Source organism: Mesorhizobium sp. M0478 (genome assembly GCF_040321305.1).
Taxonomy (GTDB): domain Bacteria; phylum Pseudomonadota; class Alphaproteobacteria; order Rhizobiales; family Rhizobiaceae; genus Mesorhizobium.
The window spans coordinates 617,766-641,311 of sequence record NZ_JAMYRH010000002.1; the positions used below are offsets into that span (position 1 = coordinate 617,766).

Genomic DNA, 23,546 nt, shown 5'->3' on the forward strand with positions numbered 1-23,546 from the left:
GGAGGAAAACATGGGCGTCGAACAGGCACCGACCGCGAAGGGCAAGCAGGCGGCCGAGGGTTTGAGGCAGGCAGCGGCAAAGGACGAACGCAAGACCGAGGTCGAAACCGGCCATGCGCTGAAAAAGGGCGCCGCGCGTTTCGAGGAACGCTCCAAAAGCTCGGACGGCAAAAGCGCCGGCACCAAGCAGAAGATCTGAGTTCTGTTCGCAAGCGGCAACCTGCCGCTCATTCCTCGGTGTCCTGCACCCAACTGCGCGGATGGCCGTCGACGCGGAACTGGAATATGAAATAGGGCGGAATGCAGGAGCCCTTGCCAGGCTTGGCTGCGGCCAGATCGTCGTAGCCGGCGGTGCAGATATAGTCCTCGCGGCAGGGATGCGCCTTGTCGCAGGCGCGCAGGCCGGCGGTCTTGGTGAATTCCTTGGTGCAGAATTTGTGGTCCTTGCCCGACGCGATGCAGTCGTTGAAACCGGTCTTGGCGAGGCGGCCGCAAGTCGCCTCGTCGGGAAGCTTGTCGCAGCTTGCCTTGCGCAGCATGCCCCCGGGAAAGCCACCGGTCTTCTGCTCGGGGTTGTCGTAGCGTTGGCGCGCCGCGCCATAGCCGGCGAGCTTGATTACCGGTTTCTTGTCGCGCGCCGGATCGATGGCGCAGGCTTTTGCGGTGGCCGGCGACAGGCGGCAATATTTGTCGCTGCCCCAGCTCGACATCTTAATCTCGCCGAACTCGACGGGGTCGCCGACTGCGGTGGCCGCCTCGCTGACGCAGGTGCCGAAGCCCGGATGGATGTCGCTTTCATGGACGCCGGCGCAGCGCAGGCTTTCGCCGCAGCTCCAGTCCTTGAAGCTGGCATCCTTGCCGCTGTAGCAGATCGAGCCCCAGCCATTGTAGAGATCGGTGCCTTTCAGCGCTTCGGCGAGTTTAGCGTCCGGACGGGCGGCGAAGCCGCGTGAGAAATCCGGATGGCCGCCGGCGGCGAAGTCCTCGACGATGGCGCGGCGGCGAGGCAGGTCGGCGAAGAACACCGCCGAGCCGGGGACGAAGACGGCGTTGCGGCGCGGCTCGCTGGCCGGATCGGCGCCGGTGTAATGGAAGCCGGCAATGCCGTGCGTCTGGTGGCAGCCGGTGCAGGTCATTTCGTTGAGACGCAGATTGAAGCCGGCCACCGATTTCACGCTGCGCAGCTCGTTGCCCTTGGCGACATAGTCCTGCAGTGCCTTGTCGATGTCGGCATCGTCGAGCAGCCCATAGGCGATATTGTTTTGCGACCTGGCCATGCCGCCGGGTGCGACCGAGACGGCGCTGGTCGCCAGGAACTTGTCGTCGATGACCAACCGGCCGCGATCGAGGTCGTAGAGGTTGCGGTCGGTGAGCAGCCATTTGGCGAAGGCCGGCCGGTCGGCCAGAACCACTTTCCGGTCGATCTGGTTCTCCATCTTCGATTCCTGGAAGGTGGACGTCGTTGGGTCCCATTTGAAAATCTTGAGGAGATATTCGGCGTGGCCACCGAAGTCGCGGCGGCTCGAGGCCGACAGCCGGAGAACCTGCATGTTCAGCTCAAGCCGCATGATCTGCGACGAATTCAGCATGGCGTTGGAGAGCGGCCCTTCGTCGGAGCGCAGCCAGGCTGCCAGTTGCTCGGGCGCAAGGTTCTTCTGGCCGGCGGCGAGCCAGCGCTTGGCGATTTCGGCACAGGAAACGGCGGTGGCGCTTGGACGGTCTCTCGAAGCGCGGGGGCGAGCCTCGCCGGGCCTGGCGTTGAAGACCAGACCCATGGTCAGCGGCAGCCGCGACGAGATGCGTTGCGCTGTCTTTCCCTTCGTGGGCTTCTCCGCCACCGAATAGTGGAAGCGGTAGATCAGCCTGATCTCGCCGCATTCGGTGTGGCCGAGATAGCCGCGGTCCATGCGGTTGACGACGCCGGTCAGGTCGAGCGTCGAGCCGTCATCGTCGATGTATTTCGGGTTGAATTTCTGGCTGGTGTCCTTCGACTTGGCCATGGCCGCGACGTAAGGATCGGGGCTATTGGCAGGCTCGTCGGCGATCTCCTGCTTGACGGCGTTGCGCACAGGGGTCAGCGCGCGCACCGAAAACAGGCCCCGATTGTCGACCTCGCGCGTGAGACCCAGCGCCGGGCCGAGCAGGCGGCTGATCGAGAGGCCGCCACGCTCAAGCGCCTGCAATGTCTCGGGATCGGTTACGGCGACGCTGGAATCGAGCGTCACGGCGCGCGCCGGCGACGGGCCGAGGCATAGCACCACCGCCAGCAGCAGAAATCGACCGATCGTCCGCAAGTCCCCGACACCCCCGTTCGAACCGGATGCTACAGCGCGCATGCCGCCTCGACCAGAGTGCGAACACGATGCCGCCGCCACGAAAAATACTGTGACTTGGCGCAACCATTGCGATAATTGTCTGTTGGGTCGGACTGGGCCACGACATCGGCCACGCCAGCCGAAATTTGCATACGGGGAGTTGCCATGCTCTGGAAGGGCCGCCGTCAGAGTGACAATGTCGAGGACGAGCGCAGCGACAGCGGCGGCGGTGGTGGTTTCGGCGGCGGCAGCCCTGGCCAGTTCCGCATCCCGATCGGCGGCCGCACCGGCGGCGGCGGCAGCATATTGCTGGTCGTCCTCGTGGTGCTGGCCGGATGGTATTTCGGCTTCGACCCGTCGCAGATCCTGGGCAGCGGCGACGGCGGCGGCGTGCTGCCGGGTGGCGGTGGCCAGATTACCGACAACAGCGGCGGCCAGGACGACGGCGCCGGCACGCCTGCTTCCGACGAGATGAAGCAGTTCGTGGCGACCGTGCTGGCCGAGACCGAAGAGACCTGGACCGGCATCTTCCAGTCGCAGGGCCTGAAATACGAGGACCCGAAGCTTGTGCTGTTCAGCGGCCAGATCCGCTCGGCCTGCGGCTCCGCCTCGACGGCAGCCGGACCGTTCTATTGTCCCGGCGACCACAAGGTCTACCTCGACACCACCTTCTTCCAGCAGCTCGACCAGCAGTTCGGCGCCTCGGGGGATTTCGCCCAGGCATATGTGATCGCCCATGAAGTCGGTCACCATGTGCAGAACCTCACCGGCATCCTGCCCAAGTTCAACCAGATGCGGCAGTCGATGGGTGAGGCGGAAGCCAACCAGATGTCGGTGCGCATCGAGCTGCAGGCCGACTGCTTCGCCGGCGTTTGGGCGCATTTCACCGCGCAGAAGGGCATTCTGGAACAGGGCGACATCGAAGAGGCGCTCAACGCCGCCAAGCAGATCGGCGACGATACGCTGCAGAAGAAGATGCAGGGCTATGTCGTTCCGGAAAGCTTCAACCACGGGACGTCGCAGCAAAGGCAGACCTGGCTGGCGCGCGGCTACAAGAGCGGCAAGCTGTCGGATTGCAACACGCTGACCGGTCCGGTTTGAGGCGCTCGCAAGTTCCAGCCGACCGCGGTTCAAAGCGCATCCGTCGGCGGGCCGATTCACCACCGGCAACAGATGTCAGGAGGAGAACGCCTGAGGCGTTCTCCTATTGTTCCAAAGTGGCGCCTCGCCTATAACGGGCGCCCGCCCAAGGGCGGTCTCAGGGAGCAGACGCCATCATGATCGACCCCAAAACCGCCAGGCGGGGCCTTGCGCTCGTCTTCACCACGCTGCTGCTCGACATTATCGGCTTCGGCATGATCATGCCGGTGTTGCCGGCCTTTCTCAGGGAGCTTTCCGGCGTCGGCATCAGCGAAGCGGCGATCGAAGGCGGCTGGCTGTTCTTCGTCTATGCGGCGATGCAGTTCTTCTTCGCGCCAATCATGGGCGGGTTGAGCGACCGCTTCGGGCGGCGGCCGATCCTGCTTGCCTCGGTGCTTACATTCTCGATCGACAATCTGATCTGCGCCATCGCCTGGTCCTATCCGATGCTGTTCATCGGCCGCGTGCTGGCCGGCGTTTCGGGCGCCAGCTATTCGACGACGTCGGCCTTCATTGCCGACATCTCGAACGACGACAACCGGGCGAAGAATTTCGGTCTGCTCGGCATCGCCTTCGGCGTCGGCTTCGTCATTGGGCCGGTGCTGGGCGGGCTGCTCGGCACGTTCGGGCCGCGAGTGCCGTTTTACTTTGCCGCCGGGCTTGCCTTCGTGAACTTCCTCATCGCCATGTTCTTCCTGCCTGAAACGCTCGATGAAAAGCACCGCCGCCGCTTCGAGTGGAAACGCGCCAACCCGGTCGGCACGCTGCTGCAGATGCGCCAATATCAGGGCATCGGCTGGATCGGGCTCGCCTTCTTCCTGATGACGCTCGGCCACATGATGTATCCTGCGGTGTGGTCGTTCGTGTCCAATTATCGTTATGGCTGGAGCGAGCAGCAGATCGGCTTCTCGCTCGGCGCCTTCGGCCTGTGTGGGGCGATCGTCATGGCGACGGTGCTGCCGCGCGTGATCCCCAAACTTGGCGAATGGAGGACGGCGGTGATCGGCCTGACATTTACTGCGGCCAGCGCCTTCGGCTACGCCTTCGCCTCGCAAGGCTGGATGATCTATGCGGTGATCGTCGTCGGCTGCCTCGAAGCACTGGCCGATCCGCCGCTGAGAAGCCTTGCCGCCGCCAAGGTGCCGCCATCGGCGCAAGGCGAATTGCAGGGTGCGATGACGTCGATCTTCTCGATCACCTCGATCATCACGCCGCTGCTCTACACCGCGATCTTTTCCTGGTTCACCGGACCGAATGCGCCCGTAGTGTTCGGCGGCGCCCCCTATCTGGTTGGCGCGTGCTTCCTGACGCTTGCCGTCATTGTCTTTGTGACGAAAGTTGCGAGGCCGACGGCGGTGAGAAGCGTTGCCACCGGCGCTGCGGAAGATGGAGCCCAGATATGAGCCATGACAGCCGCATAGAGCTGACCAAGGACGGTTTGTCGCTGTCGCGGCTGGTGTTCGGCGCCTGGCGCCTGCTCGACAGCGCCGCGCGCCCGGACGCCGACCAGATCGCGCGGCTGATCGGCACTGCGGTCGATCTCGGCCTTACCAGCTTCGACCATGCCGATATTTACGGGCATTACCAGGTGGAAGCTGCCTTTGGCGCCGGCTTGTCGCGCTGGAAGGGCAAGCGCGACAGCATCGAGCTGATCTCGAAATGCGACATCATTCTGGCATCGGCCAACCGGCCTCAGAACCGGCTGAAGCATTACGACACCAGTGCGGCCCACATTGCCGCCTCGGTCGACCGTTCGCTCGCCAATCTCGGCACCGACTATCTCGACCTGTTGCTGCTGCACCGGCCGGATCCGCTGATGGATGCCGACGAGACGGCGGCGGCCCTTGCCGGGCTGGTCAAGTCGGGCAAGGTGAGAGCGGTCGGGGTCTCCAATTACACGCCGTCGCAGTTCGACCTTCTGGCTTCGCGGCTGCCGTTTGCCTTGGCCACCAACCAGATCGAGATGTCGGTGCTGAAAACCAATGCGCTGGTGGATGGCAGCCTCGATCACGCGCAACGCCTCGGCTATGCGCCGATGATCTGGTCGCCGCTCGGCGGCGGCTTGCTGTTCACCGGCAAGGAAGGGCGCGAGGCGCGGGTCAGGGCGGCAATCGCGGCGGTGGCTGCCGAGATCGGCGCCGGCGATCTCGCCGCCGTCGCCGCCTGGCTGCTGCGTCATCCGGCGCGGCTGGCGCCGGTGCTCGGCACGATGAAGCCCGAGCGGCTGGCCGTCATGGTCAAGGCGCTGGAGATCGACCTCGGCCGCCAGCAATGGTTCGCCATACTGGAGGCCAGCGAAGGTCGGCCGGTGGCGTAAGGTCACCCAGGCGCGAACTTCGAACCCGCCATAGGTGTGTGCTTCGTCCCTTAATGCGGCGCGCAAGCGAAGCGATGAGGAGGGCTTGGGCTCACGGGATTGCCGTCGGCGCTCTCGAAGCCTTCGTCGCTTCGAGCCGTCACAAACAGACCGGTGACCGGTTTATTCCATTGACCAAGACAAGGGCAATCGCGCCGCGTTTGTAACTCCGGCTATTCGGAGCATCACGATCTGGGCAACGGCTAGACGAAGACCTGTAAAATCAAACCCGTTCGGCCAGCAGTTCCTCGCCGCGCTTTTCGCGGATCAGGTTGACGAAGCGGCGGAACAGATAGTGCGAGTCCTGCGGGCCGGGCGAGGCCTCGGGGTGGTGCTGGACCGAGAACACCGGACGTCCGGTCAGCGCGATGCCGCAGTTCGAGCCATCGAACAGCGAGACATGGGTTTCCTCGACGCCCTCGGGCAAGGAGTCGGCATCGACGGCAAAGCCGTGGTTCATCGAGACGATCTCGACCTTGCCGGTGGTATGATCCTTGACCGGGTGGTTGGCGCCGTGATGGCCCTGGTGCATCTTGGCGGTCTTGCCGCCGAGCGCCAGGGCCAGCATCTGGTGGCCGAGGCAGATGCCGAACACCGGAATATCGGTCTTGAGCAGGTCCTGGATGACCGGCACCGCGTAGTCGCCGGTGGCTTCCGGGTCGCCGGGGCCGTTGGAGAGGAAGATGCCGTCGGGCTGCATGGCCAGGATTTCTTCCGAACCGGTACCGGCCGGAACCACGGTGACCTTGGCGCCGAGGCCGGAAAGCAGGCGAAGGATGTTACGCTTGACGCCGTAGTCGATGGCGACGACGTGCATCGACGGCTCGGCCTGTTCGCCAAAGCCTTCGTTCCACACCCAGGGCGTTCCACGCCAGACCGAGGACTGGCCGGAGGTGACTTCCTTGGCGAGGTCAAGCCCGATCAGGCCCGACCAGGCGGCGGCCCGCCGCTTCAAATCGTCGAGGTCGAAGATGCCGTCGGGCGCGTGCGCAATGACGGCATTGGGCATGCCCTTTTCGCGGATCAGCGCGGTCAGCGCCCGGGTGTCGATGCCCGACAGCGCGACGATGCCGCGCTTCTTCAGCCACTGGTCCAGCCCGGTGCCGGCGCGGTAGTTGGACGGGTTGGTGACATCGGCCTTGAACACCGCGCCGACGGCGCCGGCACGGGCGACCGGGTTCAAGTCCTCGATGTCCTCGTCATTGGTGCCGATGTTGCCGATATGCGGGAAGGTGAAGGTGACGATCTGGCCGGCATAGGACGGGTCGGTGAGAATTTCCTGGTAGCCGGTGAGCGCGGTGTTGAAGCAGACTTCGGCAACGGCGGAACCGGTGGCGCCGAGGCCGCGACCCTCGATGACGGTGCCGTCGGCCAGCACCAGAAGGGCGGTCGGCTTTTCGGTTGCCCAAGGCGGGGTCAGTCCGGGGGTCATCTCGGCCATGGCGACGCTCCTGTCACGCTGCGCGCTTCGATGGCGGGCCATCTGCGCAGCAAACGGCGCGGCCGATCTCTCGAGCCTGCGCGCATCAATTCTTTGTCTTGTGCAAGGCCGAGTACATAGGGGAAGGCGCCAGAGCGGTCAATGATGCCCGTGCCAAAAACGGCGAGCATTTGTTTCGTCGAACAATATCAGAGGCTTGGCGTGTTTGCTTTACGAGTTCGCCACCGTTATTGTCCGCACCGTTCGAAGGAGAAAGCATCATGCGCGCAAAAATCGCCGAATCCCTGAAGAGCGCGATGAAGGCGCAGGACAAGCACCGGCTGCCGACACTGCGGCTCATCCAGGCCGCCATTCACGACCGCGACATAGCCAATCGCGGCTCGGCCAAGGACCCCGCCAGCGACGAGGAGATCCTGCAGATCCTGGCCAAAATGGTGAAGCAGCGCGAGGAATCGGCCAAGGCGTTCGAGGACGGCAAGCGCCCGGAACTGGCGGCGCAGGAGCGTGGCGAGATGGAGATCATCCGCGGCTTCCTGCCGACGCAGTTGGACGAGGCGGCGGTGACTGCAGCGGCGCGCGAGGCGATCGTTGCGACCGGTGCGACCAGCCAGAAGGACATGGGCAAGGTGATCGCTGTGCTGAAGCAGAAATATGCCGGCCAGATGGATTTCGGCAAGGCTAGCGGCATCGTCAAAGGCCTGCTGCAGTAGGAGCCGACACCACTTCAATGGCGAAGGAGAGCAGGGGCATTACCTCTGGGCAAGAAACGGTCCGCACCGGCTTAAGCGAGCAAGCCTTGACCTGCCGGAGAGACCCACCATGATCGAAATCGTCAAACCCACGCTCGAACATCTGCCCTCCTACAAGGCGGCGCTCGAGCGTGGCTGGTCGCCGGACAATGTCCGGCTGATGGAAGCGACGCGCGAGCAACTTGCGGCGATCGACGAGGATCCCGCGGCGTTCCTTGCCAGCCTCGACGATCCCGAGGCCAAAGGAGGCCCGATTACCTTGCCGGACGGCACGACCGTGCCGCGGCTGCCGGGCTTCCGGCGCTGGATCTGGGACGGCGAGGCCGCCGGCTCGATCGGCTTTCGCTGGCAGCCGGGTACGGCCGCGCTGCCGTCGCATGTGCTCGGCCATATCGGCTATGCCGTGGTGCCGTGGAAGCGCGGACGAGGCTATGCGACCGAGGCGCTGCGGCTGATGCTGGACGAGGCGAGGGCTGTTGGTTTGCCATATGTCGAGATCACCACCGACCTCGACAATCCGGCCTCGCAGAAGGTGGTGCTGGCCAATGGCGGCCGTGTGGTCGGTCCGTTCATCAAGGACGCCGCGTATGGCGGCGCCGAGAGTTTGTTGTTCCGGATCGATTTGTAGTCCGACGCTATTCGGCCGGTGCCGGCAGCGGCGGCGCTGCCCGGCTGCGCCCCTCCCAGATGTAGGAGGCAAGTGCCACCACCACCGCCACCAGCATGGCGGCAGCGCCCACAACCGGCAGGCTGCGATAGCCGTAGCCGGCATTGAGCATGGCAGCGCCCAGCGACGCGGCGAGCGCGATGCCGACATTGAAGCCGGAGGGGATGAGCGAGGAGGCGAGGTTGGAGGCGTCGGCCGTCCAGGCCAGGATGCGGGTCTGGATCGGCGTGCCTATGGCGAAGTTGAGGCCACCCCAGATAACGATGGCGATGACCATCGGCACGGGGTAGGGGCTGACGGCATAGATCACGCCCAACATCACCGCCTGCAGCGCAAGCATGGTGATCAGCGACGGCATCAGCTTCCAATCGGAAAGCTTGCCGCCGAGAAACACACCGACGGTGGCGCCGACGCCGTTGAGCAGCAGCACCCAGGGGATCAGGCTCTCGTCGAGATGGGTCACCTCAAGCAGTGTCGGGGTGATGTAGGTGAACAGGCCGAACTGGCCGATCATCAACGTCAGCATCAGGATCAGCGAGGTCCAGACTTGCTGGCGCGCCAGCACGCGAACCTCGCTGCCAAGACTGGCGGATGGCCTTGATGCGCCTGTCGTGCGCGGCAAAAGCGCAGCCATGGCGGCAAAGGCTACCACGCCAAGCGCGCACATCACCCAGAAGGTGGCGCGCCAGCCCCAGAGATTGCCGATTGCGGTGCCGGCCGGGACGCCGATGACATTGGATACGGTGAGGCCGGAGAGGATCACAGCCACGGCCATGCCGCGCTTGTCCTCGGGCACGAGGCCGACAGCCACCACCATGGCGACGCCGAAATAGGCGCCGTGTGCGACGGCGACCGCAATGCGCAAGAGCAGCATCGAGGTAAAATCGGGCGCCAGCGCGCAAGCGGCCTGGCCGATGGTGAAGGCGACGGTCAGGCAAAGCAGCAGCGTCTTGCGGGAAATGCCCTTGGTGGCGAGCGCCAGCAATGGCCCGCCAATCGCGATGCCGCCGGCATAGCCTGAGACGAGATAGCCGGAGGTCGGGATCGAAACGCCAAGGCCGTCGGCCACTTGCGGCAGCACGCCGGCAATGACGAATTCGGTGGTGCCGAAAGCGAAGGCGGCGATGAACAGGGCAATGAGCGGAAGCATGGCGCGGGAGCGATCCTTGAATGAGTTGGCCTCAAATCATGGATGGCGCTTGCCGGCAATGCAGAAATTTTTGCGGCGGGTTTAGGTTTTCTTGATCAGCTCGCCTTCAACCTGGAGCCGCCGAGCAGGCCGCGCTCTTCCAGCACCGGGTAGGCCATCGACGCCAGCAGCGAGTTGATCTGCTTCAGGTCGCGGATGGTGTCGAGGTGGATGGAACTTGTCTCGACGCTCTTGGCGGTGCCGTCGCGCAGGCGCACGAAATGGCTGGCGCTGGTTTCCTTTTCGCGGTCGCGCAGCCGGTCCTTTTCCAGCACCAGCTGGCGGGCGGTCTCAGGGTCGCGCGACACCAGCACGTTGAAGGCAAGCCTGGCATTGGCCAGCACCGAGGTGTGAAAGGCGAGCAGCTCGCTCCAGCCCTCGGGCGTGAACTCCAGCCCGCGCTCGAACTTCTTCTTCACATGCACCAGCATGTTGCGCACGATGATGTCGCCGACCTGCTCGAGCTTGACGCAGGCGCCTATCAGCTCCTGGCAGCGCAGCGCCTCGTCCTCTGTGAGCGAGTTCCTGGTCAATTTGGCCAGATAGAGCTTGATCGCGGCGTGCTTCCTGTCGACGCGGTCGTCAAGGGCGGCCAGCGCCTTGATCTTGTCGCCGTCGGCGCTTTCATACAGCTCGATGATGCGCTTGAGCATGATCTCGACCGTCTCGCAGACGCGCACCACCTCGCGGGTGGCGTTGGCCAGCGCCTGGCTCGGAACGTCGAGCGCGCCGTCGTTGAGGGCGGAGAGTTCGACCACATCGAGCTCTGTAGCCGTCCCTGGCTTGGTGCCCATTGCGACGATCTTCTCAGAGGCACGATAGATCAGGCTGGCAAGCGGCAGGCCGGCGAGCAGGATCAGCACATTGAACAGTATGTGGGCGTTGACGATCTGGTCGGGCACGGTGGCGCCGAGGAAGGCGACCGGCGGCTTCAGCGTCATGAACAGGATCAGCATCACCAGCGAGCCCATGCCGCGCATCAACAGATTGCCGATCGGCACGACGCGCACGCCAGGTTCGGCACTTCGGGTGAGCAGCGGCGCGATGATCGACGAGCCGAGATTGACGCCGAGCACCAGCACGATGCCGAGTTCGGGCGGGATGAAGCCGCGGCCGGCCAGCGTGACCATCAAAAGCACGGCGGCGATCGAGGAGTGGAACAGCCAGGTGACGAGCGCGGCGAGCAGATAGGCGGTGACGTAGTCGCTGGAGAAATATTCGATGATGAGCGGCATCAGCGTGCTCTGGCGCAGCGGCTCCGAGGCCTGGCCGATCATCTCCAGCGACAGTACCAGAAGGCCGATGCCGACCAGGATGCGGCCGAACTGGCGCCAGTCGCGCCGCTCGGTGGCCATGAACATGACCGTGCCGGCGACGAGGCAGATCGGCACCAGCAGAGTCAGATCGAAGGTCAAGAGCTTGACCACCAGCGCCGAGCCGATCTCGGCGCCGCGCACAGCCAATTGGCCCGACATGCCCGAGACGATGCCGGCGCCGGCGAAGGAGCCGACGAGAAGCGTGACGGCGGTCGAGCTCTGCAGCGCGATGGACAGGCCGCAGCCGGCCAAAACCGCCATGATCGGATTGCGCATGGTGGAGCGCAGCCGGTGACGCAGCACGTCGCCATAGGCGCGCTCGACGCCTGTCTTGACCATGCGGGTGGCAAACAACATCAGCGCCACCGCGCCCGCCAGATGCAGCAGGACGACGGAGCCGCTCATTTCGAAACCCGCACGCAGACAGGGACCGCGACGCGGAGGGCGCGCAGTGCAGGGAGGAAAACGGGGCTGCGAATCATGGTCATGACAGTCTTGAACAATATCCCGGAATATTTTAGCCGGGTAATAAAATCTTGTCGATTTCAAGAGCCGTCGCGGCGCGACAGGGCGTGTCGGAAAATGGACGGATGCGAAAATGGTTGCATGGCGCATCCCTGATGATGGCAGCGGATCGTCCCGGTTTGCCGTGCTCCTGGCAATCGCCTTTGCGATGATGTTCAAATAACCAGGATAAGCACAGGATTTCATTACGTAAATGTAATGCTAGTGTTCAGTTTCGGTTCATCCTTCGGGCGCTATTCCCTAGGCATCGACAACCAAGGAGCCCCGCTATGAAACGTGTTGTTCTTTCCGCCCTCGCTTTCTCGATGCTGGCCGCCACTTCGCTTACCGGCCAGGCCGCACCGGTGAACGCACCGGTCGCACCGCAGTCGAATTACACGCGGGTCGACTGGCAGAGGCCCGGCAAGCATGTCGATGTCAGGAAGCGCGTCGTGAAGAAGACGGTGGTCGTCAAGCGCAGCCATTGGCGCAATGGCCGGAAATATTCCAGCTGGAAGCGGCACCAGCCGATCCGCGATTATGGCCGCTATGGCCTGCATCGCCCCGGCCGCGGCCAGGAATGGATCCGCGTCGGCAACGACTATGTGCTGGTCAGTGTCCTGTCCGGCATCATCTTCGGCGCCATTGCCGCGCATTAGCCCGGCCTCGCCGGCGCAATGCCGAGACTTGAAAGGAGGCGGCCCTAAACGGCCGCCTTTCTTTTGGCTGTAGAAACCGGGCTTTTTGGCTGTGGAAACCGGGTATGGTCCGCAATAAGGGTCGTCGGATTCCGCGCGCATGATTATATGAGGGACAAACGAGTTCCCCAATGCGCTTTCCGCCCACCTTTCTCGATGAGATACGCGACCTGGTGCCGATCTCCCAGGTCATCGGCCAGCGCGTCGCATGGGACAGGAGGAAGACCAATGCCTCGCGCGGCGACTATTGGGCCTGTTGTCCGTTCCATGGCGAAAAGAGCCCCTCCTTCCACTGCGAGGACAAGAAGGGCCGCTATCACTGTTTCGGCTGTTCGGTGTCGGGCGATCATTTCAAGTTCCTGACCGAACTCGACGGACTAAGCTTTCCCGAAGCGGTCGAGAAGATCGCTGACATGGCCGGCGTGCCGATGCCGGTGCGCGACGAGCGGGAGGAACAGCGTGAGAAGGAACGCGCCAGTCTGACCGATGTCATGGAGATGGCGACTGCCTTCTTCCAGGAGCGGCTGCAAGGACCGGAGGGTGCAAAAGCCCGCGCCTATCTCAGGGATCGCGGGCTGACGCCGGCGACGCAGCAATCGTTCCGGCTGGGCTTTGCGCCCGACAGCCGCAATGCGCTGAAGGAACATCTTGCCGCGAAGGGTGTGCCCAAGGCCGACATCGAGGCCTGCGGGCTGGTGCGTCATGGCGACGACATCCCGGTCTCCTATGACTGGTTCCGCGATCGCATCATGTTCCCGATCCCGGATTCTCGCGGCAAGATCATCGCCTTTGGCGGCCGCGCACTGGCGCCCGATGCGCTGGCCAAATACATGAATTCGCCCGACACCGAGCTCTTCCACAAGGGCAACGTGCTCTACAATTTCGCCCGCGCCCGCAAAGCGCTGGCGAAAGGCGGCACGGTGATTGCCGTCGAAGGCTATATGGACGTGATTGCGCTGGCGCAGGCCGGCTTCGAGAATGCCGTGGCGCCGCTCGGCACCGCGCTCACCGAAAACCAACTCGAACTTCTGTGGCGCATGGCGCCTGAGCCGATGCTGTGCTTCGACGGCGACCAGGCCGGGCTGAAGGCGGCGTGGCGCGCCGCGGATCTCGCGCTGCCGTCGGTGCAGGCCGGGCGGTCGGTGCGCTTTGCGCTGTTGCCGGAGGGCAAGGATCCCGACGATCTGGTCAAGGCAGAAGGGCCGGACGCGTTTCGTGCCGTGCTGGCGGAAGCGCGGCCTCTCGCTGATTTGTTGTGGATGCGTGAGACATCCGGTGGCGTCTTCGACACGCCGGAGCGGCGGGCGGGGCTGACAAAGACGCTGCGCGAACTGACCAGCCGCATCCGCGATGAGAGCCAGCGCTACCACTACCAGCAGTGGATGCGCGAGCGGGAGCTGACCTTCTTCAGCGCCCAGCGCGAAGTGCGGCAAGGTCGCCAGGACTGGAAACCGGGGCAGGGCAAAACGCCCGCACCCGGCGGACAGTTCGCCAAAGGCAGCGGGGCAGGCGCGCGCGCCGCGATCACCGAAAGCCTCGGCCGCTCCGCCATGGTCAAACGCGGTGGCGAGATGATGTCGGTGCGCGAGGCGACGATCATCGTAGCCCTCGTCAACCATCCGGCGCTGATCGACGAGAACTTCGCCCATGTCGAGTTCCTCGATCTCGCCAACACCGATCTGCAGCGGCTGCACGCCGCCATCCTCGATGCGATGGCGCACGACATGGCCAATGACCGTAGCGCGGTGATCGCCACCATCGAACGTGCCGGCTGCAGCGATATCTGGGGGCGCGCCGTGGCGCTGATCCAACGGGCCAGGCAATGGCCCGCGCTGGAAACCGCAGCGCTTGACGATGCCCGCGACGCCTTCAACCAGGCGCTGCACTTGCAGCGCAGCGCGCGCACCTTACATAAGGAGCTGAAACAGGCGGAAGCAGCGCTCGCCAGCGATCCCACTGACGAAAACTACCGGCACCTCATCGAGATCCAGGCGCAATTCCGTGATGTACAAGCAACGGAAGCGCTGATCGAAGGCTTCGGTGTGTCCTCGGGCAGGGGTGGGCGCGTGTAGGTCGAAACCTGCGCAAGAATGGATGATGTACGTGCTGCGCGTCGAATCGACGCCTCTAAGTCGGGTAATTGATTCGCTTTTTTGATGCGAATCATGCGAGAGGCGCTTGACCTTCTGGCAGAATGACGGAATCAGGACGATTCGAAACCTTAACCCGTGCCGGCGTCGATGGAAATGCACTGACGCGAGGTGCTGATCACTGGACAGGCTGTCAGCCTGCCACAGATATCAGGGTTAATCTGGACTTAATGCATATCGCCCAAAAGTGAAAACCGGTTTTGGGGGCACGATATGAACAAACAAAAGAGTTGATTCGGTTACCGGCCCGGTTAAGCGCCACCAGCGCATGTAGTTTGACCGGTGCGGCAGCTACGCGGCTTCGATGCTCGGCCGCTAGGAGAAGATAAAGACTATGGCGACAAAGGAAAAGGAAGAGGTCGAGACCGAACGTGAAGGCGCCACCGATGGGCCTCTGCTCGACCTTTCCGATGATGCTGTCAAGAAGATGATCAAGGCCGCCAAGAAGCGCGGCTATGTGACTCTCGACGAACTGAACGCGGTTTTGCCGTCGGAAGAGACCGATCCGGATCGCATCGAAGACATCAATGCGATGCTGTCCGACATGGGCATCAACGTGGTCGAGGACGACGATCAGAGCGAGGAGCCCGAGGCCGCCGACAGCAATGCCGACGCCGAGGAAGACGCCAACGAGCTGGCCGAGCAGACCGGCACCGCCGTCGCCGCCACGACCACCAAGAAAGAGCCGACCGACCGCACCGATGACCCGGTGCGCATGTATCTGCGCGAGATGGGCTCGGTCGAGCTCCTGTCGCGCGAGGGCGAAATCGCGATCGCCAAGCGCATCGAGGCCGGCCGCGAGACGATGATTGCGGGCCTCTGCGAAAGCCCGCTGACCTTCCAGGCCATCATCATCTGGCGTGACGAGCTCAACGAATCCAAGATCCTGCTGCGCGAGATCATCGACCTCGAAGCCACCTATGCCGGCCCCGAAGCCAAGCAGGCGCCGGTGGTCGAGCGCATCGAGGAGGCGCCCAAGGCCGAGGACAAGCCGAGGCGTGGACGCGACGAGGAAGACGACATCACCAATGTCGGCGCCGACACGCGCGGCCTGGTCGATGACGACGAGGAAGACGAGGACGAGGCGAGCCTGTCGCTGGCGGCGATGGAAGCGGAACTGCGCCCGCAGGTGATGGAGACGCTCGACGTCATCGCCGACACCTACAAGAAGCTGCGCAAGCTGCAGGACCAGCAGGTCGAGAACCGTCTGGCCGCGACCGGCACGCTGTCGCCAAGCCAGGACCGCCGCCTGAAGGAGCTGAAGGACCAGCTGATCAAGGCGGTGAAGTCGCTGTCGCTCAACACGGCGCGCATCGAGGCGCTGGTCGAGCAGCTCTACGACATCAACAAGCGGCTGGTGCAGAACGAAGGCAAGCTGCTGCGCCTGGCCGAAAGCTATGGCGTGCGCCGCGAGGAGTTCCTCAAGGAATATCAGGGCTCCGAGCTCGACCCGAACTGGACGCGCTCGATCGGCAATCTGACCTCGCGCGGCTGGAAGGAATTCACCAAGAACGAGAAGGACGCGATCAAGGATCTGCGTTCGGAAATCCAGAACCTCGCCACCGAGACGGCGATCTCGATCCTGGAATTCCGCAAGATCGTCAACCAGGTGCAGAAGGGCGAGCGCGAAGCCGCTATCGCCAAGAAGGAAATGGTCGAGGCCAACCTGCGCCTCGTCATTTCCATCGCCAAGAAATACACGAATCGCGGCCTGCAGTTCCTCGACCTGATCCAGGAAGGCAATATCGGCTTGATGAAGGCGGTCGACAAATTCGAATACCGCCGCGGCTACAAGTTCTCTACCTATGCGACATGGTGGATCCGGCAGGCGATCACGCGTTCGATTGCCGACCAGGCGCGCACCATCCGCATCCCGGTGCACATGATCGAAACGATCAACAAGATTGTGCGCACGTCGCGCCAGATGCTGCATGAAATCGGCCGCGAGCCGACGCCGGAGGAACTGGCAGAAAAGCTCGCAATGCCGCTCGAAAAAGTGCGCAAGGTCTTGAAGATCGCCAAGGAGCCGATCTCGCTCGAAACGCCTGTGGGTGACGAAGAGGATTCGCATCTGGGCGATTTCATCGAGGACAAGATGGCGATCCTGCCGATCGATGCGGCGATCCAAGCCAATCTGCGCGAGACCACCACGCGGGTGCTCGCCTCGCTGACGCCGCGCGAGGAGCGGGTGCTGCGCATGCGCTTCGGCATCGGCATGAACACCGACCACACGCTGGAAGAAGTCGGCCAGCAGTTCTCGGTGACGCGCGAGCGTATCCGCCAGATCGAAGCCAAGGCGCTGCGCAAGCTCAAGCACCCGAGCCGGAGCCGCAAGCTGAGGAGCTTCCTCGACAGCTGATACCGGCAACAGACCAGCATTCGAAAAGGGCGCCGATGGCGCCCTTTTTGTTGCCCGGGTGAAGGCTCTTGTCGCCCATCTCCGTCGGGAGGATACTTGCCTGGTCGGATGCATGTTCTGGGCGAAAAACCGGATGTCCGCCCCGGCTGATGTCCTCAGCCGTGCTCCGTGGCCCCGGAGGGAGGTGTGTGATGACAACCTACATCCTGCTGATGAACTGGACGGAACAGGGCGCCAGAAATATCCGAGAGTCGCCGAAGCGGCTCGATGCCGCCAAGAAGCAACTGGCCGACATGGGCGGCTCGTTCAAGGCGTTTTACCTGACTATGGGCGAATATGACATGGTGGCGATTATCGAGGCGCCCGACGATGCTGTGCTTGCTCGTTTCGCCCTGATGCTGGCAACGGGTGGCAGCGTCAAGACGCGAACGCTCAAGGCTTTCCCGGAATTTGCCTATCGCGAGATCGTCGCCTCGCTTGGATAGCGCTGGGCGCGGGTCCGTGCGGCTCGGCGTCATATTGCGGGGCCGTGCCGTCAGGGTGATAGTCGCGCCATGTCCAAGCCTGCGCTGACCGTCTGGTACAACACACGCTGCCCGGTTTGCGATGGCGGCATCACCCGGCAGAAACGGCGGCTGATCGAGGCGATCAAGGCCGGGCGGATCGAATTCCGCGACATCAACCTCGAACCGGCGGCGCTCTCTGGCTACAGCGCCTCGCTGGAGGACATACGCCGCCGGCTGCATGCCACCGATGCCGAAGGCAGGCTGCTGGTCGGCGCCGATGTCGCGGTTGCCGTCTGGCGGGCGACGCCGGGCGACGGCTGGCTGGCGACGCTCTTCGGCAATCCGGTCGCGCTGCCGCTGACGCGCTTGGCCTATGATCGTTTCGCCGATCTTCTCTATGCCTGGAACCGGCGCAAGGGCCGCTGGTAGCGAGGCAAGGCCCGAAGAATCTGCGGGCCTCACCGTCATGGGCGTTACCGGGACGCCGGCTCGCAAAGCCAGCCGACAATGCGGCGCACCGCCGGCAGCACCATGAGCAACGTTGGGAACGCTACCAGCCAGGACAGGCCCCAGGCAGTGAGCCAGACAGCCGGCAAATCAGGTTGCAGTCCAAGGCTTTTCAGCGTCGATATGAACGAGACGATGAAGGTCATCAGCAGCGACAGCACCAGCGGGCTGACGATCGCGGCATAGCGCGCCGGCAGCTTGCCGCGCTTACGGTTCGTGGTCATTTTTGGATTTTCCTGAAACATCCGGTCCGTCGCATTTGGCATCCATTGCGCCGGGTTTCCGGCGGAACTGCCCGGAAAGACCGGGGTGGATGCGTTGCTTGACGTCAGACGCTTACGGAGAGGTTTTGGCCCTCACGCGCTTTCTAGCTGCCGGCGGCGGCGAAATCAACCTTCTGGCGCCGCCTTTAGATACATCGTAAGATATATCTTGACTCGTCGGCGGGGCAAGCCTAATTAAGATGTATCGTAAGATATAACTCAAGGAGCAATTCATGCATAGACATCATCCCTTTGGCGAGCGCGCCGAGCGCGCATTCCTGCACATGGCAGGCAAATTTGGTGGAAGAGGGGGCGGCGGCTTTGGTCCGTTCGGCCACGGCGGACGTGGCGGTGGACGCGGCGGCCCGGGCGACATGTTTCGCGCCGGGCGCATGCTGGCCGACGGCGATCTCAAGCTGATCACGCTGTCGCTGCTGGCCGAGGCGCCTCGCCACGGCTACGACATCATCAAGGCGCTGGAAGAGCGCACCAGCGGCATCTACAGCCCGAGCCCGGGCGTCGTCTATCCGACGCTGACCTTCCTGGAAGAGGCCGGCTATGCGGCTTCAGCCGCCGACGGCAACAAGAAGGTGTTTTCGATCACCGAGGCGGGCCAGGCGCATCTTGCCGAGAACCGCGAGATGATCGACGGCGTGCTGGAGCATCTCGAGCGCTTCGGCCGCAAGATGGCGAAAGCGCGGGACTGGTTCGGCTGGAACGACGACGGCGAGGAAGGCGGACGGCGTGGTGGACGGGGTCGCTCGGAAGCCCGCGAGGAGTTCCGCGCCGTGCGTCACCGGCTGCGTGCCGCGCTCGGCGATCTCGTCGACGCGTCGGCTGAAAAGCAGGCCGAGGCGATTGCAGTCCTGGAAGCCGCCGCTGAAGCCCTGGAAGCGCTATCGCGCGGTTGACCCCTGGCGAGAACGCTTGCCCGTTCGACTGAGGAACGGTACTGAAAATCATCCTGCACCGCGAGACGTGGTGCAGGATGATTGCCGTTGGAGGAAGCCCCATGTCTTTTCTGAAGCGTCTTTTCGGTGGTGGCGGTGAGGGGGGCGAGCCCAAGAGTGCAGCACCGGCAAAGCAGGTTGAGCACAAGGGATTTTTGATCAGCGCCACGCCCTACAAGGCGGAGGGGGGCCAATACCAGACCTGCGGCGTGGTTTCGAAGGAAGTCGACGGCGTGATGAAGGAACACAAATTCATCCGCGCCGATCGCTTTGCCGGACTGGACGACGCCGTCGACATCTCGATCAAGAAGGGCATGCAACTGGTCGACGAGCAAGGCGAGAGGATGTTCGGGTAGCCTACAGCCTCGGATCGATTGGCTCGCTCTCCAGCGCCAGCACGCCGAAAACACACTCGTGAACACGTCGCAGCGGTTCCTTGGCGACAAACCGCTTCAGTGCCTCGTGACCGAGCGCGAACTCTCTGAGCGCCAGGCTGCGCTTGCCACCCAAGCCTCGTTCGCGCAGGCGCACGAGATTGTCCCGTGCATCGTATTCGGGGCCATAGATGATGCGCAGATACTCCTGGCCGCGCACTTTCAGCGCCGGTTGCATGAGCCCCTTCTTGTTTCGGCTGACGAAGTCGTGCGGCTTCACTACCATCCCTTCGCCGCCTGAGTCGGTCAGCGTCTCCCACCAGGCGACGGCCTCCGCACAAGAACCGGCATCGGCCAGGTCAACCATCCGCCATTGCGTTCGCGTTACCACGCCGCCCCCGGCAGCCAGACGGTCCGCAAGCGTCATGTGCCAAACGTGGTTCTGGTCGAACCAGACGCATCCCTCACTTGCCAGCAGGTGGAACGGCGCGACTTTCAGGTCGTCGACGCCCGAGACCGGCCACACGTAAGGCGCCCAGGCAGTGGCGTATCTGGCGGCACGCGCGGCGCGGTCCTCAATACGAGCCTTGAGCGCAGCCGTATCCACGCCGCGTGCCATCGCACGGGCCAGCGCTTCGCGGCTGGCCTGGAGCCCAGCGGCCGCAGACGTTGCCACTGGGGCGTACTGGCTTTCAATCAGGCTGCTTGCCTTGGCCGACCATGGCATGATCTCGGTGTCCAGCAGCAACCAGTCGCTGTTCAATTCCTGCCATAGATCCGCAGCGTCGACGCTGGCGCGCAGGCGATTGAGCAGGCGCTCCGTCATGCCGCTGTCGCTGAAAAAGGAGCGTCCGGTCCGGGTCCAGATCGCGCCTGTCTTGTCGCCAGATACCCCGAACCGGTCGCGCGCCGTCTGCGCGTTTCGGCACAGAGCGATGACTGCCCGCGAACCCATGTGCTTCTCTTCGCACAGGATTTGGGTGACGCCACGCTCGCGGAAATGACTGAAGGCTTCCTCGGGGCGTTCCAGCCAGCCGGCTTGGCTGCTGGTCTTGGATGGCGACATTGTCGGCGGCAGATATACCAGCCACTGCGGCGACAGCGCGAAGCGGCTCATCACCTCAAGTGCCGCCGACGCGTTCTCCTCGGCCACGACAACCCTGCCTTTCAGTTCGGTCTCGATCCAGCGTCGCCCAGAGACATCCTGATAGTCGAGCACGCCGTCGGCATCGGCCTGTGCCGATTTGCCAAGGCCCGGTCCACCGAGGGGACGCACGGGTTCGGACCAGGTCTCGATTGCCGGCACGTCGACCAGTTCGCGTTCCGGCCAGCGCAAGGCAGTCAGCTTGCCGCCGAACACGCAGCCGGTGTCTATGCAAAGCGTGTTGTTGACCCACTCCGCCGACAGCACCGGCGTGTGCCCGTATACTACGCTGGTTTTGCCCCGATAGGCGGCTGCCCAGTCGGCACGGACGGGCAGGCCAAATTCGTCGATTTCGCCAGTGGTTTCGCCATAGAGGGCGAACTCGCGCACCGCGCCGGAACCGCGCCCGATCATCTCTTCCTTGAGTCCGGCATGTGCCACGGCGAGGCGTCCGCCGTCCAGCCAGACGTGGCTGCGCAGGCTGTCGAGGAAGGCCGGCAAAGCCTCTCGCAGGCCGCGATCCTGAGCGTCCAACTGGTCGATGGTTTGCTGCAGGCCGTGGGCGATCGTGACCTTGCGGCCTTCCAGCCAGCGGCTGAGTTTGCGTTCGTGATTGCCCTGGACACAGTAGGCGGTTCCCGCCGCGACCATGCTCATGGCGATGCGCAAGACGTCGGGCACGTTGGGACCACGATCGACGAGGTCGCCGACAAAGACGATCTTGCGGCCTTCTGGCGGCGTCACAGTGACGGTCCGATCGCCATGGCCATCGGACCAGGCGATGCTGTAACCGAGCTGACGGAACAAGGTCTGAAGTTCGTCGGCGCAACCATGGACATCACCTATGACGTCGAAAGGACCGCAATCGTCGCGCTTGTCGGTCCATAAAGGCTGACGCGAGACCTTGGCCGCGTCGATACTGGCCTCGCCGGTGAGCTTCCAGACCTGACGGAAACCTTCGCGTTGCAGGCCGCCGAGGCCCTTGCGAATTTCGGTCGTCATGCGCTGGGCAACGCCGGGGCCGAAGGGACGATCGGCTCGTAGGGCGTTGCGGGCGATGCAAACATCAACACCCGGATCGATGAACACGGCGACCGGCAAAGCGTGCCATTTGCGCGCCAGCTCGACCCACGCCTTGCGATCAGCGGGTCGCACATTGGTCGCGTCGATGACGGCCAGCTTTCGATGCTTGAGCCGTTTGCCGGCGATTTCGCGCACCAAATCAAAAGCGTCGGCCGAGACATCCTGATCAGTCTCGTTGTCGCTGACGAACGCGCGGCAGCGATCCGACGAGATGATTTCGGTCGGCAGGAAGTGCCTGGCGGCGAAGGTCGACTTGCCCGATCCCGTCGAGCCGATCAGCACGACGAGGGCGAAGTCAGGGATGGTGAGGTCGGTCTTGTCTGGCTCTCTCATCGGGTGAACACCGCCATCTGCGTCGGCGCGCCGAGCACGGGGTCCACGGCTCCGATGCCACTTAAGGCGGCGCTATAGCCATAGATCTCGCCGATCCTGGCCGCCCAGGCTTCAAACCGAACCCGGCCCCATTCGAAACGGTGATCCGGATGGCGAAAAGCGCCGGCGGCCAGACTGGGGAACAAGGGGTTGTAGTCAGCGTTCGGCGTAGTCACGATCACGAATTTTGGCGCTGTCTCGCCGAAGATAATACGCTCGATCATTGGCAGCCGGTCTTCGTCGAGATGTTCGATGACCTCGACCAGCACCGCGACGTCGGCTTCCGCCCATCGGCTGTCGCGATATGTCAGCGATCCGTGCAGCAGCGTGACCCGGTCTTCAGGCGGTCCCCCGAACTCGTTCAGTTTGAGACGCTTGGCGGCCCATTCCAGTTCACGAATAGCGGGGTCGAGCCCGAACAGCTTGTGGACCCATTTTTCGCGCACGAGCCGATAGAGCAGCTTGCCTTCGCCACACCCCAAATCTGCAACACTGGTCCCTCCGGTCGTCCGAATGGCTTGCACCACGGCGTCCATGCGCAGGTCGTTCAGCCGGATGGGCGCCTCCAGCGCTTGCTCAGGTGCAGCCCGGGCTTCGGGGGGTAGGACCTCATTGGCCGTCTCCGGAGCCAGCCGCTCCAGGGCGATGCGGGCCAACGCACCTCGGTTGCGCAGATAACGGCGCACGATCAGGTCTTTGGCTGGGTGGTTTTCCAGCCAGCCCTCGCCCTTGGACAGCAGCTTGTCAATCTCGGCCTCGCCAACCCAGTAGTGCTTGGTGTCGTCCATCACCGGGATCAGGACATAAAGGTGGTTGAGCAGGCTGCTTAGGCGGCCGGTGCCAGTCAGCCTCAGATGACCGTATCGTGGTCCACCCGCGCCAGATCCGACAGTTTCGACCGGCGCCAGGTTGACGGTCCATCCCAGCGGTTCGAATAGATCTCGAACCAGGGCCTCGCCGCCACGCATCGGCAGCGGGGTCACCACAGCTTCGAGCGGGAGGTCGCTATCGGCCAGTTGCTGGCGCTCCTTCGAGATGCCGGTCATCGCTGTCCGCAGTACCTTGTTCAAAGCCACAGACAGAAAAGACGATGCCGTATAAGGTCGGTCGTTTACATATTGATCCAGCAAGCCCTCTGCCTGGCCTTTGCCCCGAACGAGCCCTATCGGATCGACATCGAGCAGAAGCACAGCCTCACAACGCTCATCGGTCGCCTCCGGATAGAACAGCCAGGCCTTGCCGAAGGATAGGTCAGTCTCGTGCAGACGTTCGGGATGCTTGTGCAGCAAGAAGCCGAGATCTGTGGCTGGATGATGGGTTGTCGCGACGGAAAGGAACATCAGCGACCGATAACGCAGACAGGCCGAATAACCAATGGCGTTGCGCGGCAATCTAGTAACGCGATAGATCCGTTTTCGACACGCAACCTATCGCGCCGCCTGACAAGGAAAAAGGCAGGCACC

Annotated in this window: 20 protein-coding genes; 13 read left to right on the forward strand and 7 right to left on the reverse strand. The window is 63.5% G+C overall.

From position 1 onward, the window contains the following. Positions 1-10 precede the first annotated feature (10 nt). Entirely contained in the window at positions 11-199 is a 189-nt protein-coding gene (locus NKI64_RS07445; protein WP_023672434.1) for a hypothetical protein, read from the forward strand. A 28-nt stretch (positions 200-227) separates the two neighbouring features. Here NKI64_RS07445 and NKI64_RS07450 read toward each other — a convergent pair whose 3' ends face one another. After that, a complete protein-coding gene (locus tag NKI64_RS07450; protein ID WP_031215366.1) occupies positions 228-2,294 on the reverse strand; it encodes a hypothetical protein in 2,067 nt (688 codons plus the stop codon). Between the two features lie 186 nt (positions 2,295-2,480). Between NKI64_RS07450 and ypfJ the strand changes: the two genes are divergently transcribed. From ypfJ to NKI64_RS07465, 3 genes are all read left to right on the forward strand, one after another. Further along, positions 2,481-3,416 (forward strand): KPN_02809 family neutral zinc metallopeptidase, encoded by a 936-nt coding sequence (gene ypfJ / locus NKI64_RS07455; protein WP_023672436.1) that lies wholly within the window; start codon positions 2,481-2,483, stop codon positions 3,414-3,416. 176 nt (positions 3,417-3,592) lie between these two features. Continuing rightward, positions 3,593-4,858, forward strand: a complete 1,266-nt coding sequence (locus tag NKI64_RS07460; protein WP_023733296.1) for a TCR/Tet family MFS transporter — start codon at positions 3,593-3,595, stop codon at positions 4,856-4,858. Continuing rightward, entirely contained in the window at positions 4,855-5,772 is a 918-nt protein-coding gene (locus NKI64_RS07465) for an aldo/keto reductase (protein ID WP_352667255.1), read from the forward strand. Before NKI64_RS07460 ends, NKI64_RS07465 begins: the two co-directional genes overlap by 4 nt. A 262-nt stretch (positions 5,773-6,034) precedes the next feature. Here NKI64_RS07465 and carA read toward each other — a convergent pair whose 3' ends face one another. Continuing rightward, positions 6,035-7,252, reverse strand: a complete 1,218-nt coding sequence (gene carA / locus NKI64_RS07470) for a glutamine-hydrolyzing carbamoyl-phosphate synthase small subunit (RefSeq protein ID WP_031197557.1) — start codon at positions 7,250-7,252, stop codon at positions 6,035-6,037. 260 nt (positions 7,253-7,512) lie between these two features. Between carA and NKI64_RS07475 the strand changes: the two genes are divergently transcribed. Together NKI64_RS07475 and NKI64_RS07480 are read left to right on the forward strand one after the other, a co-directional pair. Next, entirely contained in the window at positions 7,513-7,962 is a 450-nt protein-coding gene (locus tag NKI64_RS07475) for a GatB/YqeY domain-containing protein (RefSeq protein WP_352667259.1), read from the forward strand. Positions 7,963-8,071: 109 nt separating this feature from the next. Further along, on the forward strand, positions 8,072-8,629 hold the full coding sequence (locus tag NKI64_RS07480; protein ID WP_023683792.1) for a GNAT family N-acetyltransferase: 558 nt from the start codon (positions 8,072-8,074) through the stop codon (positions 8,627-8,629). A 7-nt stretch (positions 8,630-8,636) separates the two neighbouring features. Here the strand turns inward: NKI64_RS07480 and NKI64_RS07485 are convergent, their stop codons facing one another. Continuing rightward, a complete protein-coding gene (locus tag NKI64_RS07485; RefSeq protein WP_352521312.1) occupies positions 8,637-9,818 on the reverse strand; it encodes an MFS transporter in 1,182 nt (393 codons plus the stop codon). A 95-nt stretch (positions 9,819-9,913) separates the two neighbouring features. Further along, entirely contained in the window at positions 9,914-11,578 is a 1,665-nt protein-coding gene (locus tag NKI64_RS07490) for a Na/Pi cotransporter family protein (protein ID WP_352667263.1), read from the reverse strand. Positions 11,579-11,967: 389 nt separating this feature from the next. On the opposite strand from NKI64_RS07490, the gene NKI64_RS07495 reads away from it, so the two are divergent. The 5 genes from NKI64_RS07495 (at position 11,968) to NKI64_RS07515 (ending at position 17,819) form a co-directional block, all read left to right on the forward strand. Beyond that, entirely contained in the window at positions 11,968-12,336 is a 369-nt protein-coding gene (locus NKI64_RS07495) for an RcnB family protein (protein ID WP_352667266.1), read from the forward strand. A 170-nt stretch (positions 12,337-12,506) separates the two neighbouring features. Further along, entirely contained in the window at positions 12,507-14,447 is a 1,941-nt protein-coding gene (gene dnaG, locus NKI64_RS07500) for a DNA primase (RefSeq protein WP_352667269.1), read from the forward strand. 412 nt (positions 14,448-14,859) lie between these two features. Beyond that, entirely contained in the window at positions 14,860-16,884 is a 2,025-nt protein-coding gene (gene rpoD, locus NKI64_RS07505; RefSeq protein ID WP_023672446.1) for an RNA polymerase sigma factor RpoD, read from the forward strand. A gap of 191 nt (positions 16,885-17,075) precedes the next feature. Further along, complete coding sequence (locus tag NKI64_RS07510; protein WP_023733294.1) at positions 17,076-17,369, forward strand: GYD domain-containing protein; 294 nt, start codon at positions 17,076-17,078, stop codon at positions 17,367-17,369. A 69-nt stretch (positions 17,370-17,438) separates the two neighbouring features. After that, positions 17,439-17,819 (forward strand): thiol-disulfide oxidoreductase DCC family protein, encoded by a 381-nt coding sequence (locus NKI64_RS07515; protein ID WP_023733293.1) that lies wholly within the window; start codon positions 17,439-17,441, stop codon positions 17,817-17,819. A gap of 44 nt (positions 17,820-17,863) precedes the next feature. On the opposite strand, the gene NKI64_RS07520 is transcribed toward NKI64_RS07515, so the two are convergent. Next, positions 17,864-18,121, reverse strand: a complete 258-nt coding sequence (locus NKI64_RS07520) for a DUF2798 domain-containing protein (protein ID WP_023683797.1) — start codon at positions 18,119-18,121, stop codon at positions 17,864-17,866. 272 nt (positions 18,122-18,393) lie between these two features. Between NKI64_RS07520 and NKI64_RS07525 the strand changes: the two genes are divergently transcribed. Further along, positions 18,394-19,071, forward strand: coding sequence for a PadR family transcriptional regulator (locus tag NKI64_RS07525; RefSeq protein WP_023734953.1), 678 nt, complete (start codon positions 18,394-18,396; stop codon positions 19,069-19,071). 101 nt (positions 19,072-19,172) lie between these two features. Next, positions 19,173-19,466 (forward strand): HlyU family transcriptional regulator, encoded by a 294-nt coding sequence (locus NKI64_RS07530; RefSeq protein ID WP_023672451.1) that lies wholly within the window; start codon positions 19,173-19,175, stop codon positions 19,464-19,466. A 1-nt stretch (position 19,467) separates the two neighbouring features. On the opposite strand, the gene NKI64_RS07535 is transcribed toward NKI64_RS07530, so the two are convergent. Together NKI64_RS07535 and NKI64_RS07540 are read right to left on the reverse strand one after the other, a co-directional pair. Continuing rightward, positions 19,468-22,044, reverse strand: coding sequence for a polynucleotide kinase-phosphatase (locus NKI64_RS07535; RefSeq protein WP_352667274.1), 2,577 nt, complete (start codon positions 22,042-22,044; stop codon positions 19,468-19,470). Then, positions 22,041-23,474, reverse strand: a complete 1,434-nt coding sequence (locus NKI64_RS07540) for a 3' terminal RNA ribose 2'-O-methyltransferase Hen1 (RefSeq protein WP_245260141.1) — start codon at positions 23,472-23,474, stop codon at positions 22,041-22,043. Before NKI64_RS07540 ends, NKI64_RS07535 begins: the two co-directional genes overlap by 4 nt. Between the last annotated feature and the right edge of the window lie 72 nt (positions 23,475-23,546).